The 15,504-nt window shown below is 45.2% G+C and carries 10 protein-coding genes and 1 pseudogene; 4 read left to right on the plus strand and 7 right to left on the minus strand.

The genetic code is table 11. The features are described from left to right. Positions 1–8 precede the first annotated feature (8 nt). The 4 genes from purH to BM021_RS04870 all read right to left on the minus strand — a co-directional run bounded on the left by purH (position 9) and on the right by BM021_RS04870 (position 4,156). On the minus strand, positions 9–1,568 hold the full coding sequence (gene purH / locus BM021_RS04855; RefSeq protein WP_090719459.1) for a bifunctional phosphoribosylaminoimidazolecarboxamide formyltransferase/IMP cyclohydrolase: 1,560 nt from the start codon (positions 1,566–1,568) through the stop codon (positions 9–11). Further along, positions 1,565–1,807, minus strand: a complete 243-nt coding sequence (locus BM021_RS04860) for a helix-turn-helix domain-containing protein (RefSeq protein ID WP_090719461.1) — start codon at positions 1,805–1,807, stop codon at positions 1,565–1,567. The genes purH and BM021_RS04860 overlap by 4 nt, the downstream gene beginning before the upstream one ends. Beyond that, positions 1,785–2,819, minus strand: coding sequence for a tRNA dihydrouridine synthase DusB (dusB, locus tag BM021_RS04865; RefSeq protein WP_090719463.1), 1,035 nt, complete (start codon positions 2,817–2,819; stop codon positions 1,785–1,787). Before dusB ends, BM021_RS04860 begins: the two co-directional genes overlap by 23 nt. A 164-nt stretch (positions 2,820–2,983) precedes the next feature. Further along, positions 2,984–4,156 (minus strand): FAD-dependent monooxygenase, encoded by a 1,173-nt coding sequence (locus tag BM021_RS04870; protein ID WP_090719465.1) that lies wholly within the window; start codon positions 4,154–4,156, stop codon positions 2,984–2,986. A 326-nt stretch (positions 4,157–4,482) separates the two neighbouring features. On the opposite strand from BM021_RS04870, the gene BM021_RS04875 reads away from it, so the two are divergent. Together BM021_RS04875 and BM021_RS04880 are read left to right on the plus strand one after the other, a co-directional pair. After that, positions 4,483–5,229, plus strand: a complete 747-nt coding sequence (locus BM021_RS04875) for an ankyrin repeat domain-containing protein (protein WP_090719467.1) — start codon at positions 4,483–4,485, stop codon at positions 5,227–5,229. Between the two features lie 66 nt (positions 5,230–5,295). Further along, positions 5,296–5,970: a tetratricopeptide repeat protein gene (locus BM021_RS04880; protein WP_090719469.1), complete on the plus strand. Its 675-nt coding sequence runs from the start codon at positions 5,296–5,298 to the stop codon at positions 5,968–5,970. A 74-nt stretch (positions 5,971–6,044) separates the two neighbouring features. Here the strand turns inward: BM021_RS04880 and BM021_RS04885 are convergent, their stop codons facing one another. Both BM021_RS04885 and BM021_RS04890 read right to left on the minus strand, forming a co-directional pair. Continuing rightward, a complete protein-coding gene (locus tag BM021_RS04885) occupies positions 6,045–6,440 on the minus strand; it encodes a surface-adhesin E family protein (RefSeq protein WP_090719471.1) in 396 nt (131 codons plus the stop codon). 255 nt (positions 6,441–6,695) lie between these two features. After that, a complete protein-coding gene (locus BM021_RS04890; protein WP_090719473.1) occupies positions 6,696–8,597 on the minus strand; it encodes a potassium transporter Kup in 1,902 nt (633 codons plus the stop codon). A gap of 547 nt (positions 8,598–9,144) precedes the next feature. On the opposite strand from BM021_RS04890, the pseudogene BM021_RS04895 reads away from it, so the two are divergent. Then, a pseudogene (locus tag BM021_RS04895) lies at positions 9,145–9,738 on the plus strand (IS5 family transposase); the annotation flags it as partial. Positions 9,739–9,852: 114 nt separating this feature from the next. Here the strand turns inward: BM021_RS04895 and BM021_RS04900 are convergent. Continuing rightward, the gene (locus BM021_RS04900; RefSeq protein WP_371116130.1) at positions 9,853–11,394 is read right to left on the minus strand and encodes an NAD(P)H-hydrate dehydratase; all 1,542 of its coding nucleotides are present in this window, start codon (positions 11,392–11,394) and stop codon (positions 9,853–9,855) included. 70 nt (positions 11,395–11,464) lie between these two features. Here BM021_RS04900 and purL point away from each other — a divergent pair, with 70 nt between their 5' ends. Beyond that, on the plus strand, positions 11,465–15,481 hold the full coding sequence (gene purL, locus BM021_RS04905) for a phosphoribosylformylglycinamidine synthase (protein WP_090719477.1): 4,017 nt from the start codon (positions 11,465–11,467) through the stop codon (positions 15,479–15,481). Positions 15,482–15,504: the final 23 nt, after the last annotated feature.

Consider the following 15,504-nt stretch of genomic DNA (forward strand, 5'->3'; position numbering starts at 1 on the left):
ACGATCGCTTAGTGTCTGAAATGACGAATACCGGTAAATACCATTGAAACATTTTGCTCATCAGCAGCAGCAATGACTTCGTTGTCCCGGATACTGCCGCCGGGTTGAATGATTGCGGTTGCACCTGCCTGTATGACGATATCTAATCCATCCCTGAAAGGAAAAAACGCATCAGATGCAACCACTGATCCTGCCAATGAGAAGCCCGCCTGTTGTGCTTTTATAGATGCAATACGCGCACTATCAACACGGCTCATCTGGCCGGCACCAATGCCTAAGGTTTGCCCATTGTGGCAAAATACGATCGCGTTTGATTTAACAAATTTTGCTACTCGCCATGCAAACAATAAATCTTCCAATTGTTGTGGTGTGGGCTGTACTTTTGTGACTATTTTAAGATCTGAAGCTGTGATGTTTCGCATATCAGGCGTTTGTACAAGGATTCCCCCACCGATGCGTTTTAAATCATACTGATGATATCCATTCGCTAATGGCAGAACCAGTACGCGAATATTGTTTTTTTGCCCGAGCAATTGTTGTGCTTCTTGGGTGATTTCTGGTGCAATAATCACTTCAACAAACTGATTTAAGACAGCCCCGATGGTATCTTTATCTACAGTTCGGTTAAACGCAATAATGCCGCCAAAAGCAGAAGTTGGATCAGTCGCAAACGCAAGTTGATAAGCACGTAGCGGAGTTTCTGCGATGGCTACTCCGCAAGGATTGGCATGTTTAACAATCACGCAGGCCGGCTTATCAAAAGTTTTGACGCATTCCCAGGCTGCATCAGTATCCCCGATGTTATTGTAGGATAATTCCTTACCTTGCAACTGCTGATAATTTGCCAAGCTACCCGGCGAGATGATTTCATCCCGATAAAATGCAGCTTTCTGATGTGGGTTTTCTCCATAGCGTAAATGTTGTGCAATACTGAAATTCAGATTGAGGGTATCTGGAAAATCTTTATGATGAAAATCCGTATCCAGCGAAGTTAGGTAATTACTGATGGCGCTATCATAGGAGGCTGTATGGGTAAAAGCTTTTTGCGCCAATTTAAAACGGGTAGTTAGGCCGATAGATCCACCATTTGCTTCGAGCTCTTCATAGAGTAGCGGATAATCCTGAGGATCGGTGACAATGGTGACTTTCTGGTAGTTCTTGGCTGCTGCACGCACCATGGTGGGGCCACCAACGTCAATATTTTCAATAGCCTCATCCAAACTACAATCTTGTTTTGCAATAGTTTGCCGAAACGGATATAGATTGACGATTACTAACGCGATACTTGGAATACCTGCTTTCTCAAGCGCTTCCTGATGGTTCGATAAATCTCCACGCGCAAGTATGCCAGCATGAATTTTGGGATGTAGCGTTTTGACTCGACCGTCTAGCATCTCTGGAAACCCTGTATAATCGCTAACTTCAATTACTGCTACTCCGGCTTCATGCAATAATTTAGCAGTACCGCCGGTTGAAATGATGGTTATGCCATGTTGGGTCAATTTTTGTGCTAAATCAATTATTCCTGTCTTGTCTGAGACACTGATGAGCGCGTGCTTGATAGTCATTTAATTTGGTATTGCTTCATTTTTTGACGTAAAGTATTGCGATTAATTCCGAGTAGTTCAGAAGCTTGCGTCTGGTTTCCATGAGTATGTTGTAGTGCGATTTCAATCAGAGGTTTTTCCACGCTATTGATTACCATATTATAGATGTGGCCTGGTTTTTCTCCGTCTAGATCATTGAGATAATCAACGATAGCCTTGCGGATACAAGATGCAATCTCATTCTCCTTCATTGCATTCATAAACTGATGTTTCCTCTTTATTGATATAGCTCAATCTTTGACTTTCTTCAGCTAATTTCGAGAAAAAAATATTTGTTTCAGTTATTTGCTGATCACTAGTCTGTAATTGATTCATGGCATGACGAAAGCTGGCAGAGCCAACCAAGCCTTTGGTATACCAGGAAATATGCTTGCGCGCGATGCGAACACCCGAGTATTCGCCATAGAAATCATATAAATCATGTAGATGATTAACGAGCACTTGATGTATCTCAGTTACTTCAGGTGCTTCCAGGTGTTGGCCAGTAACAAGATAATGATTTATTTCGCGAAAAATCCATGGTCGCCCTTGTGCTGCACGTCCTATCATAATAGCATCCGCTTTTGTATAAGCAAGAATATGTTTTGCTTTTTCAGGTGTAGTAATATCCCCATTAGCAATGACAGGAATCTTGGCAGATGCCTTAACAGCAGCTATCGTGTCGTATTCCGCCTCGCCCGTATATGCGCAAGCACGTGTACGGCCATGAATGGCCAAGGCTTGGATGCCAGCGTTTTCTGCAATACGTGCGATGGATAAGGCATTTTTATGTTGTTTATCCCAACCTGTGCGAATCTTAAGGGTGACAGGAATATCGACGGCATTTACAACCGCATCAAGAATTTTTCCAACTAATTTTTCATCTTGTAGTAAAGCGGAGCCTGCCATTACATTGCATATTTTTTTTGCCGGGCAACCCATATTAATATCAATAACTTGAGCGCCCTTTTCAACATTGTAGCGTGCTGCAGCTGCAAGCATTTCAGGGTCGGCGCCAGCAATTTGGACAGAGATTGGAGAAACCTCACCTTCGTGATTAGCTCTTCGCTGAGTTTTTTTGGATCCCCAAAGTAAGGAATTGCTCGATACCATTTCAGAAACCGCCATGCCAGCTCCCATGAGCTTACACAATTGTCGAAATGGCCGATCGGTGACACCGGCCATGGGGGCAACAATGAGCTTGTTTTTTAAAATATGAGAACCGATTTGCATGTGGAAATACTTAAAAATTTATTAACATAATTACTTACCTTTTATGCTGAATTGTTTCAGGAAAAAGGGCGGCTCAAACAGCAATAAAAGTACGGTGAGATTTTATATTTGCTTGATGGCCAATTATAGCTTCTGTCAGATAGGATAGGGAGCTGTGATGTGAATTATCCTCTTGCTCCGAATATCATTCGGCGTGAAATAAATCGTTTTAGGGGTGGAGTACAGTCCAATATACTGAGCCCCAGTCCACAGGTTTGTTTTAGTATTTTGTTTTCATTAGAGAAGATTTTAACTAGAGAGTCTGTAAAGATTCTGCCGGCACTGCTGTCGATTTGTCTTCTTTGGCGATATCTTGACAACATCGCAGGCGTACCAATTTCACCTGCTGTAGTTTTTGTATTAACAATTTCTCCAGCTAATTCATAAGCATCTCTTAGCCCCAGATTAAACCCTTGTCCTGCCACTGGATGCAGTGTCTGAGCGGCATTACCGATTAAGGCAATTCTTTGTGCTGTAACTGGTGTTGCATATTTAAGTGCTAATGGAAATGCAGATCTTTTGCCTGCGCCAATGAATTTTCCCAGCCTATCCCCAAAGTGTTGATGCAATCGCATTAAAAATGCCTCATCATTCATTGCGATGATTTCTTTGGCGGTCTCTGGAGTTACAGTCCAGACTAAGGAAAAATCTTCCTGATTAGGGAGCAATGCTACCGGACCACTATTCGTAAAACGTTCATACGCGATACCGGTCTGTTTCTTCTCAGCCTTGACATTTGCAACGACTGCCCACTGCTGATAATCATGAGTTTGATAAGTAATATAAGGTACTTGCTTGGCAAGCTGGCCACCATCAGCAAGAACGAGCAGCTTGGCAGTTACCTTTTCCTCTCTGCCTTGGTAGTCGAAATATACAATACCTGAATTTTCCCTAGTATCCAGTCTGGTAACTGTTGCACCAGCAATATAATCGGCTTTGCTTTCATCGAGTTTTTGATGCATAGAACGAAAAAGATCATGATAATTAACTACAAATCCCAATGTGGAAACACCTGCATCGCGAGGCGTTAAAATAGTCTGACCGAAGCTGTTCCGATTAGAGATATGAATCGTGGTAATCGGAGTCTTTTGGGTGAGCGTGTTCCATATTCCTAAGCGATGCAATATTAGATGACTGCCATGTGATAATGCCAATGGGCGGGGATCTTCAACTTTTTCCGGCAGGCCTCGGGCTTCAAGTAATAAGCTAGAAATGCCTGTATCGTGCAAAGCAAGCGCTAGTGCCATGCCTACAGGACCACCTCCGATGATAACGATGTCGTAATGATCAGCAGTCATATGAATTTTTTAAACTTAATAGAGATTAAATTTCAGCTTCAAGGTTAAATTACAAGATGTACGCTTAACTGAGTAGTTTTCTCTAACCCATCCGAACTTGAACTGATTAGCTTGATTTCTCATGATCAAGGATAGCATAGTAATAATCATCATGAAATTAAGTAACTGGTCAGTTTGTAATGATGCACAGGGTAAAAAAATGGCATAATTACATAACCCTACCATTCTTATTTAATAGATACCGATGCGGTAGATTTATCTAGACAGCTATAGGTTGTCGATGACGAACTTAATTAATTGTTTGAAAGTACGATAGGATTTTTTGCATGGCGAGATTAAGAAATGAATTAATAAAGCTTATATTGCTTTTATTTGTAAGTTTTTCTACCAATGCCTGGTCAATAAAAATTGATAGTGAGCTGGTGGCTGCGGCAGATAAAGGGAATGCTCCGTTAGTAAAAAAAATACTGGATACTCAGTCCATTGGACAAGAAGAGTTAAATGCTGCTTTTCGGATAGCTGTCAAAAAAGGCAATGTTGCAATCGTCGAGCAATTTTTGCAAGCGGGGGTAGATGTAAATCTAAGGGCAGAAAATGGTTATACGCCATTAATGCACGCTGCACGTGATGGCCGTGATCAAATAGTAGAAATTTTACTGGCTGCTGATGCAGACGTTAACGCTGTTTCCGAAGAAAATGATACAGCTCTAATCTTGGCTTCTGAAAAAGATAGAAGAAAAGTTATCCCATTATTAGTGGCTGCCAATGCAGATGTCAATGCGAAAAGAAGTAATGGCATGACAGCATTGTTACTTGCCGCGCAGCAGGGCTATCAGCAGACTATCCAGCTTCTGGTCAAAGCAAAGGCCGATGTTAATTATCAGTTGGAAAATGGTGCAACAGCATTAATGCTGGCTGCTCAGCATGGTCATCTGGGCGCAGTTTATTCAATAATTGCAGCAAACGCCGATCTCAATCTTAAAGCAAGCAATGGAATGACGGCTATAATGCTTGCTAATCTTTATCGTCACAAAGAGGTTACTGAATTGCTGAGAAAATCTGGCGCCAAATAGCAAAGAGTATCAACTGCTATATTCTACTGAATTGTTCTAGTGAAACTAAAGTAAAGGAAATTATAAATGAATGCCTTAGCTGTTTTATTACTTACTACAGTAATTTTGTTACTGGCAGGTTGCGGTGAAAAATCACCAAGTGAGAAATCAGAAACCAGTGCTTCATCAGCAGTGATGGATGAAGTAACTAAACTGGGTGAAATTCCATCAATACTCAGTGAAGGTCTGACACCTGAAGAAAAAGCCGATCTCAAGGAACAGATTTTACCGCCAGGGGTAGACGATGTTGAAGCAGCCGAGAAAAAATTTAAGGTATTGGTAGAAGATGCGAAAGCAGGGAATCCTGCTGCTCAGAATGCCTTGGGTGTTATGTATTATACGGGTGAAGCCATTTCTAAGAGTTCATCTGGTCAGGTATTAAGCAATGATCCTGAATTGGCAGCAGGCTGGTTTTTTCGTGCAGCTGAGCAAGGTTATGCAGATGCTCAAGCTAATCTGGGATTAATGTATGCAAATGGTGAGGGTGTAGAAAAAGATATGGCGCAAGCCGTCGAATTATTCAGAAAAGCTGCAGAACAGGGGCACGTAAATGCCCAAAATAATTTGGGAGCAATGTATTTTACTGGTGAAGGGATAGAGAGAGACGAGAAAAAAGCGATTGAATGGTTTGAGAAAGCTGCGGCTCAAGGAAATGCAGATGCTCAAGCTAATCTGGATGCAATAAAAGCAGCTGGTAAATAATATATGCTTAAGTGATAAATAACAATTCCAAATGCTTTATCCCTTGAAGGATTTGTTCGATCAGATGAAGCATATTATTTACTGCTACAAGCCACCTCCCATTCAGTTTCATCAATACTGCCAGGCTGTATGGCTTCCCATTTCTGGGGTTGGCTATATGAGCGGACGAGCTCTCCGCCTTCCATATTCCAACTAAATAGCGAGAAGGCAAGCTTTCTCATTTGTTTCTCTTTGCAGTCGTACTCGCGCCGAATTTTCTCAGATAGAAATTCAACACCTGCCACCTTCTGCACGATTTCGTAATCAAATAAAGCCCACATTTTAACTCTATCTCCTACTTTCCGAATTGAGGCCAGGTCAGCATACGCTGTGAAACCACCTTTATTAGCACTTTCACCCACCTTGGTCCATTCAGCCAGCGTGCTAGTGCTTATGAAGGTCAATGTTAAAGCTAAGAAAAATTTTTTCATGATGTTTTTTGATTCTTGCCATGATGGCGGAATTGCCTGAATCCGAGCAAATCAAGGTTTATATTGGTTGAAATGTATTATTAATGAAGTCCAGTGTCTATCTATAATTGTTGAATTTTCACATTATTGCCGTGTAAACACAATTGGTGCAGCTTGATGGAATCTTGATTTCAGCTGAAAAGAAGTAAAACATTTACGTGGTTGCTGGGCATCGTCTGATATGCTGGAGGAATTGCTTTGGTAGCCACTCATGAGCTAGATTTCTATTCGCGTGCCCAACTCAAGGATGCGATTGGCCGGTAATTTAAAGTATTCAGCTGCATTACTGGCATTTCTAGCCATCGTAGCGAAAATTCGTTCTTGCCACTGTGTCATGCCCCCGCCAGGGGTTGATACAATAATCTCTCGGCTTAAGAAAAAGGATGTTTTTAGCAGCTCGAACTCAAGCCCATATTGCTTGCATGTTTCAAGCGCGGCAGGTAAATCAGGTTCATCTTTAAAGCCATACCGGACCGTTACTTGATAGCAATTTCCTATGAGTGATTTTATCGAAATCCGTTCTTCGTGTGAGACTCTGGGAGTTTCTAGATAATTCACAGTTAAAAATACTACACATTCATGTAAGACTTGATTATGGGCGAGATTATGCAATAGCGCATGAGGTACCCCGTTCGGATTAGATGTCAGAAAAACCGCCGTTCCAACTACCCGTGCCGGTGGTTTCTCTATGAGTGATTCTAGAAATGGTTCAAGAGGAATATCAACGGAGCGCAAGTGTTCCACCAAAATTTTACGTCCGTGATTCCAGGTAATCATTATAAAAAATATAATAGCGCCGATGACCAGGGGAAACCAGCCCCCTTGGAAGATTTTCAATATTGTGGCGGCAAAAAAGGTGGCATCAACTGTGAGGAAAAAACCAGTCACTAATATGCTTACAATTAAAGGATAGTTCCAAGTAAAACGAAGAACAAAAAAAGTCAGTAGTGTTTCAATCACCATCGTAGCGGTAACAGCTACGCCGTACGCTGATGCCAGATTGGATGAAGAACCAAACCCAGCGACAGCCATGATCACAGCTGCTAATAGAATCCAATTAACAAAAGGAATATATATCTGACCAATTTTTTGATCTGATGTATGTCTGATTTGCATGCGAGGCAAGAATCCGAGCTGAATAGCTTGGCGAGTTACCGAGAAAACGCCAGAAATTACCGCCTGTGATGCAATCACGGTGGCTGCTGTAGCCAGCACAACCATTGGATAAAGAGCCCATGATGGGAACAGCAGAAAAAAAGGATTGGAAATGGCTGACGGATTGGCGAGTAGAAGAGCTCCTTGTCCTAGGTAGTTCAGTATGAGTGCGGGAAGGACACATCCATACCAGGCGAGGCGAATCGGTTTTACGCCAAAATGGCCCATGTCGGCATACAGTGCCTCACCTCCCGTGACTGCCAGCACCACGGCTCCAAAAGTAATAAAAGCGATTAATCCGTTGTTCAGGCAAAAGCTAACAGCGAAGAATGGATTAAAAGCTTGCAGAATTTCAGGTGCCGCAGCAATATTGATCACACCGATGAACCCCAAGGTAACGAACCATAGCAGAGTTACCGGCCCGAACATTACTCCAACTTTACCAGTGCCGCGTTGCTGAATCAGGAAAAGTGAAATCAGGATAATTAATGTAATCGGTAATACGTAGGGCTGGAGCAGTGGCGTTGCGACTTCCAATCCTTCCACTGCACTTAACACGGATATGGCGGGAGTAATGACACCGTCTCCATAAAACAATGCGGCACCAAATGCCCCAATCATAAAAAGCATATTTCGCAATTGAGGGCGGTTAATGACCGAAGAGCTGGCAAGCGATAGCAGCGCCATAATGCCACCTTCACCATGATTATCGGCACGTAGAAACAGGGTTATATATTTGAGGGTTACTACAATCATAATCGCCCAAAAAATCAGGGAGACGACGCCAATGATATTATGATCAGTAATAGCAAGTCCGTGAGTAGGATCAAAAACAGTTTTCATGACGTATAACGGACTTGTGCCAATATCCCCATACACTACGCCCAATGCAGCCAAGCTTAGCACGCCGAGAGATTCCCTTCTGGGAGCAGTGCTTTTCAGATAATTATTTGTGCTGGTCATCGTATATGCCTATGCAAAGATAAATTATGAATCACCCCGGTTTGCCAGGGACTCATATCTTAGAAAGATAGAAATGAAAAAATAAACAAGATATTCACCTGAGATACGAAAACATGCAGTCCGACTGGTACATGAGCACTAAGGGAGGTATGAATCGCAGTGAGCAGCCCTGGAATCGAGCATCCAAGATAGTTTATACTGCTGAGACTCTGCGTAAATGGTGCGACAATCAGAGACTGACTCATTATTTGTTCACATTATAGCGATTTAATAGATGAGTTGTCAGGTAAAGCCAATACCATCTAAGAAGCTGTCTTGAAATAATTAAATGATTTATCAAATAGTTAACAATGTTCTTAACTATTCTGTTTTATGAATTCCATGTACCCAAGTGATTTATCTGACGAGGAATGGGCATTGGTTGCCCACCATTTTGAGCGCAAGGATCCTTGAGGGCAAAAGCCGACACACAGCAAGCGTATTATCGTTAATGCAATTCTCTACATTAACAAAACTGGTGCCCAATGGCGCATAGCCTACGGACTTTCCGTCGTGGAAAACTGTTTACGACCATTATTGGCGCTGGAACCAACGGAATATCTGGGAGAGCGCGTTGGACGAGATCAATGAAATCCATCGAAAAAAAGCGGCAAAGAGCCAACCCCCCGGTTTGGGGATCATAGACTCGCAAAGCGTTAAGACCGTGTCGTACAGTGATTGTCGTGGCTTCGATGGAGGCAGGAAAATCAAGGGCAGGAAGCGCCATATCGTGGTTGATACGCCAGGTCATCTAATCCAGGTCATTGTTCATGCTGCCAATACCCATGACACCAAGGCAGCTCATTTTGTATTGCATGCGGCAGTGGAAAAATTTCCGCGCATTAGCATCTTCTCCGGTGATGCAGGCTATCGAGGCACTGCTGTAGACTTTGTTGAGCAGGTGCCTGGCTTGAAAATGCATATCTCTGAACGTATTCAGGATACCTTTGCAGTTTTGCCCATTCGCTGGATTGTGGAGCGAACCTTTGCCTGGCTGGGAAACTTCAGACGACTGTCCAAGGATTATGAGATTCGGGCTCGTAGCGCTGAGAACATGGTGCGTATCGCCATGCTAAGGTTGACGGTGGCTAAATGTGTATGATCTTTTTTAAGACAGCTTCTAAAATTTCCACGATGAGCTCTAACAGAAAAAGCTTGATCAGACGAGCATTGCGCGTAAACGCAAGTGATCAATTTGAAACGGAAACTCTTATTCTTAATCTGATGAATTGATTTTCTGATAGATCCATTCATTCAGCAGTAAACGCGCAGCAACAATAATCTCGGATGCGGTCATTCCCAATGGGCCATGATTTTGTCGTAGCAGATGATCGGCAGCGGCGCCGTGCAGGTAAACCGCGAGCAGTAACGCACGATCAGGATTCAGGCCTTGCGCGATCAGTGCGCCGATCATTCCGGTTAATACATCGCCGGTTCCAGCAGTGCTGAGTCCGGGATTGCCACTGGTGTTCAGGTAGCGTTTCCCATCCGAGAGGCAACAGATACTGCCAGCACCCTTTAATACGACGTAACAATTGAATTGTTGCGAAATTTTGTAGGCTGCGCCCATACGATCGTTTTGTATGGTAGTGACATCCGTTTTTAAAAGACGAGCTGCTTCAGCAGGGTGAGGGGTTAAAATAGATGGCGCTTTGCGCTGATTGAGTATTTTTGATAAATGCGAGTCCAGGGCGATCAGATTTAAAGCATCGGCATCCAGTACCAATATTAAGTCGGTGTTGAGCGTACGATCCAGCCAGAGCAACGCTTCTGGTTCGCTACCTAAACCGGGGCCAATCACCAAGCAGTTTAACGGCTTGAGTTTGAATAATTCAGAAGGAGAACGCAGCATTAACTCGGGCTGTAGAAAATCGACAGTAGGTACCGTGTGTGCCAGTAAACCCAGATAAACGCGCCCTGTTCCAAGATGGAGTGCTGATCGACCCGTAAGCAGCGCAGCCCCTACCATGCCCGTCGAACCACCCAGTATGACAAGGCTACCGAATGTGCCTTTATGACTATTGGCAGGCCGAGGAGGAGGCAATATCGATCGCGCAAGCTTTTTATTAAGCAGCCAGCTTTGTGGCGCGGGCGGTGAAATTCCCTGAATATCAAGGTCGCGTAACAAAACAGTGCCGCAGCATTCAGGTCCATAATTTGTGAACAAACCGGGTTTCAAGCCAATAAAAGTTACGGTAATGGTGGCGCGTATCGCAGCACCATAGATGCTACCATCGTCGCTGCCCAGGCCGGATGGGATATCTAATGACACAATCGGTACATTCGACTGATTGACGGTATTGATCCATTTCAGGTATTTGCCTTCAATCGGGCGATTTCTGGATTGATCCAGGCCGATGCCAAACAAACCGTCAATGATGACATTCCAATTGAGGTTGTCTGGCATATCTGCAACAATTTCACCGCCAATAGTAAACCAGGCTTGTATCGCTTGCCTGGCATCAGGTGGAATACGGTTGGAGTCGCCGGTAAATACTACAGTGACAGTATTGCCCCATTCCTTTAGATAACGTGCTACAACAAATGCATCGCCACCATTGTTGCCCGGTCCGGCAAGTACCAATATGCGTTTGTTATAGCTTTTAAGTAATTCGTCGCGGGTTACTTGTGCAGCAGCCAGTCCTGCTTTTTCCATTAAATGAGGAGGATTCGGCTGTGCGGTCGCCTGACGCTCAAATTCTCGTATTTCAGCGGTAAAAAAAACCGGATCGGCAATCGTCATATGTTTCAGTATCACAATAGGATCAGCGATAAATATATCTTCTCGTGTAAAATTGCAATCTTTAAATAACTGCTTATTTTCCCTGATGCTTCAATTTTGTGGTGGACGTGCGCTTTCTCCGTTTCGTCTGGAAAAATTACTCAAAGAAATTAATACATTGAATCCGCACGTATCCGCGATGAATACCGAATACTGGCATTTTTGCTCGGTAACGCGAAATTTACAGAATGATGAATTGGCTGCGCTGAAGAAATTATTAAATGATGAAATGGCTCAGGAAAACACGCAGCATTCCGGCGAGTTTTTTTTAGTATTGCCCCGTCCGGGCACGATCTCGCCCTGGTCAACAAAGGCGACAGATATTGCGCACCACTGTGGGTTAACGGTTGTCGAGCGCATCGAGCGGGGCATCGCATTTTACATTCAATGCAATACACAGCTCTCGACTGACGATAAAACGCGTCTTGCCCCGTTGTTGTATGACCGGATGACTGAAGCCGTTTTTGCTTCGTTTGATGACGCAGCCAAATTATTTCAGCATTTTGAACCGAAGCCGCTCAATACTATTGATGTGATGAATGGCGGTATCGATGCGCTGTGGGAAGCGAATCAGTCCATGGGGTTGGCGTTATCGGAAGATGAAATTGAATATCTGCTGTATCATTTCGATCAAGCAGGGCGTAATCCTACCGATGTTGAATTGATGATGTTTGCCCAGGCCAATTCCGAGCACTGCCGTCACAAAATATTTAATGCAGACTGGATTGTGGATGGTAAACCGCAGGATAAATCTCTGTTTGCAATGATCCGTAATACGCATCAAGCGCACCCGCAAGGAACCCTAGTGGCTTATGCTGACAATGCTAGCATCATTGAAGGGGCGGAGATCGCGCGCTTTTATCCGGGCAATCAGCAGATCTATAGTTATGCTCAGGAACAAACACATGTGTTGATGAAAGTGGAAACGCATAATCATCCGACTGCCATTTCACCTTTCCCGGGTGCTGCAACTGGGGTCGGCGGAGAAATCCGCGATGAAGGCGCAACCGGCCGCGGTGCCAAACCCAAAGCCGGATTATGCGGCTTTTCGGTATCCAATCTGAACATTTCCGGTTATACGCAACCGTGGGAATACGATGGTGCAAACCCTGCGGATAATCAGTCAACCTATGGCAGACCAACACGTATCGCCTCAGCCTTGCAGATCATGCTGGAAGGGCCGATTGGCGGCGCTGCGTTTAATAATGAATTCGGGCGACCTAACCTGGCAGGTTATTTTCGTACTTATGAGGAACGTGTTGCCGGCGAGGTGCGCGGTTATCACAAGCCGATTATGCTGGCCGGAGGTATCGGGCAGATTTCCAACTTGCATGTGCGCAAGGAAAAATTCCCACCAGGCACCTTGCTGATCCAACTGGGCGGTCCGGGTATGCTGATTGGATTGGGCGGCGGCGCGGCTTCCAGCATGGACACCGGTACCAATGAGGAAGTACTGGATTTTGATTCGGTGCAACGGAGCAATCCGGAAATGCAACGGCGCGCGCAGGAAGTAATCGATCGTTGCTGGCAATTGCAGAGAACAGATAACGATAATCCGATTTTATTCATCCATGATGTCGGCGCCGGCGGCCTGTCCAATGCGTTTCCGGAATTGGTGCATGACTCGGGCAGAGGCGGGCGGTTTAATTTACGCGATATTCCTTCCGAAGAATCCAGTATGTCGCCGATGCAGATCTGGAGTAATGAAGCGCAGGAACGGTATGCCTTAGCGATCAAGCCGGAATCGCTGGCGCTGTTTCAAAGCATTTGTGAGCGCGAGCGCTGCCCATATGCTGTCGTCGGTGAGGCCACCGCTGATGAACAACTGGTGGTGATGGATCCGCAATCCGCTATCCCGCCTGTGGATATGCCGTTGCCGGTATTATTCGGCAAGCCGCCTAAAATGACGCGCACTGCCATGCGCAGCGACAGAATATTACCGGCTATCGATTTATCTAATATAGATTTGCTTGACGCCGCTTACAGGCTTTTGCGCTTACCCGCGGTGGCCGATAAAACCTTTCTGATTACGATTGGCGATCGCAGTGTTGGGGGGATGACAGTGCGCGATCAAATGGTCGGCCCATGGCAAGTTCCAGTGGCTGATGTGGCAGTGACCAGCATGGGGTATCAGACTTATCTGGGAGAAGCTTTTGCCATCGGTGAGCGTACACCGTTGGCACTGATTGATCCCGAAGCGGCGGCGCGAATGGCGGTTGGTGAAGCTATCACTAATATCGCTGCAGCCCAGATTGCTGAGATCGGGAAAATCAAGTTATCAGCCAATTGGATGGCAGCAGCTGGCCATCTGGGCGAAGATGCCGGGCTCTATGATGCGGTGCATACCATCGGCATGGAATTATGTCCGCAGCTAGGAATCAGCATACCGGTAGGAAAAGATTCGATGTCGATGAAGACATTCTGGGAAGAAATAGATCAACATACGCATGCCAAAATCCGCAAGGAAGTCACGGCGCCTTTATCTTTGATTATCTCCGCATTCTCCAGCGTGATCGATGTGCGCAAAACCTTGACACCTCAATTGCGCAGCGATTGTGGTGATACTGAATTAATCCTGATCGATCTGGGACAGGGGCAGAATCGCCTGGGAGGATCAGCGCTAGCGCAAGTGTATAAACAAGTGGGCAATGTCGCTCCCAACATTGACGGTGAAGCAGGTGCGGAGAAACTCAAAGCATTTTTTGCCGCCATCCAACGGCTCAATCAAGACAATAAACTATTGGCTTATCACGACCGTTCGGATGGCGGGCTGTTCGTTACCTTGTGTGAAATGGCTTTTGCCGGACATAATGGGCTAACGGTTAATCTGGATCAGTTATGTTTTGATGCGCATAGCAGCGATATCGACGGATCCGAATTACAACCCGAGAAATCTGGCAGTCGGTTTCTGGAGCGATTGTTTGCTGTGTTGTTCAATGAAGAATTGGGTGCCGTTGTGCAGATTAAGACCGCGCAGCATCATGAAGTCATGCAGGTGCTGACGCAAGCAGGGTTGCGCGATGCCAGTTTTGTCATCGGTCAATTGAATCAAGCCGATGAAATCCGCCTGATGCGCAATAATAAACCGCTGCTGGCTGAAAAACGGGTCGATTTGCAGCGCGCCTGGTCAGAAACCACCTATCAGATGCAAAAATTGCGCGACAACCCTGTTTGTGCGCAGCAGGAATATGACCGTATTCTCGATACCGCCGACTCCGGCCTTCAGGTTACATTGTGTTTTGATACTGATGACGATATTGCCGCACCGTATATCCAGACCGGTGTGCGTCCCCGCATGGCGATTCTACGCGAGCAGGGTGTCAACGGATATGTGGAAATGGCGGCGGCGTTCGACCGGGCAGGTTTTACGGCGATTGATGTGCATATGAGCGATATCATGACAGGCCGTATTTCATTGCAGGATTTCAAAGGATTTGTCGCGTGCGGCGGGTTTTCTTATGGTGATGTGCTCGGCGCCGGCGAAGGCTGGGCCAAGTCGATTTTATTCAACCCCCGGGCACGGGATGAATTTGAAGCTTTTTTTCAGCGCAGCGATACCTTTGCACTGGGCGTATGCAATGGCTGCCAGATGATGAGTAATTTGCACGAAATCATTCCCGGTGCGGAGTCTTGGCCGCGTTTCAGGCGCAATTTGTCAGAACAATTTGAGGCGCGTTTTGTCATGGTGGAAATACAACAAAGCCCATCGTTATTCTTTGATGGTATGGCCGGTAGCCGGATGCCGATCACAGTAGCCCATGGTGAAGGCAGGGTTGAATTTTCTTTCGGTCAACATGAAAATGCTGCTGCGCTGGTGACGATGCGTTTTGTCGACAATCACGGCCAGGTAACTGAAAAGTATCCTTATAATCCCAGCGGATCGCCCCAGGGAATCACTGGATTAACCACACCCGATGGGCGTTTTAATGTCTTGATGCCGCATCCGGAACGAGTATTCCGGATTACGCAGCATTCATGGTATCCCATTAAACCAGGGTCGGATATAGCGGAAGATGGCCCGTGGATACGCTTGTTCAGAAATGCACGCAAATGGATTGGATAACTCGTTAATTATTGACTTGTTAA

The sequence above is a fragment of the Nitrosomonas sp. Nm166 genome, from assembly GCF_900112825.1.
In the GTDB taxonomy this organism is placed as follows: domain Bacteria; phylum Pseudomonadota; class Gammaproteobacteria; order Burkholderiales; family Nitrosomonadaceae; genus Nitrosomonas.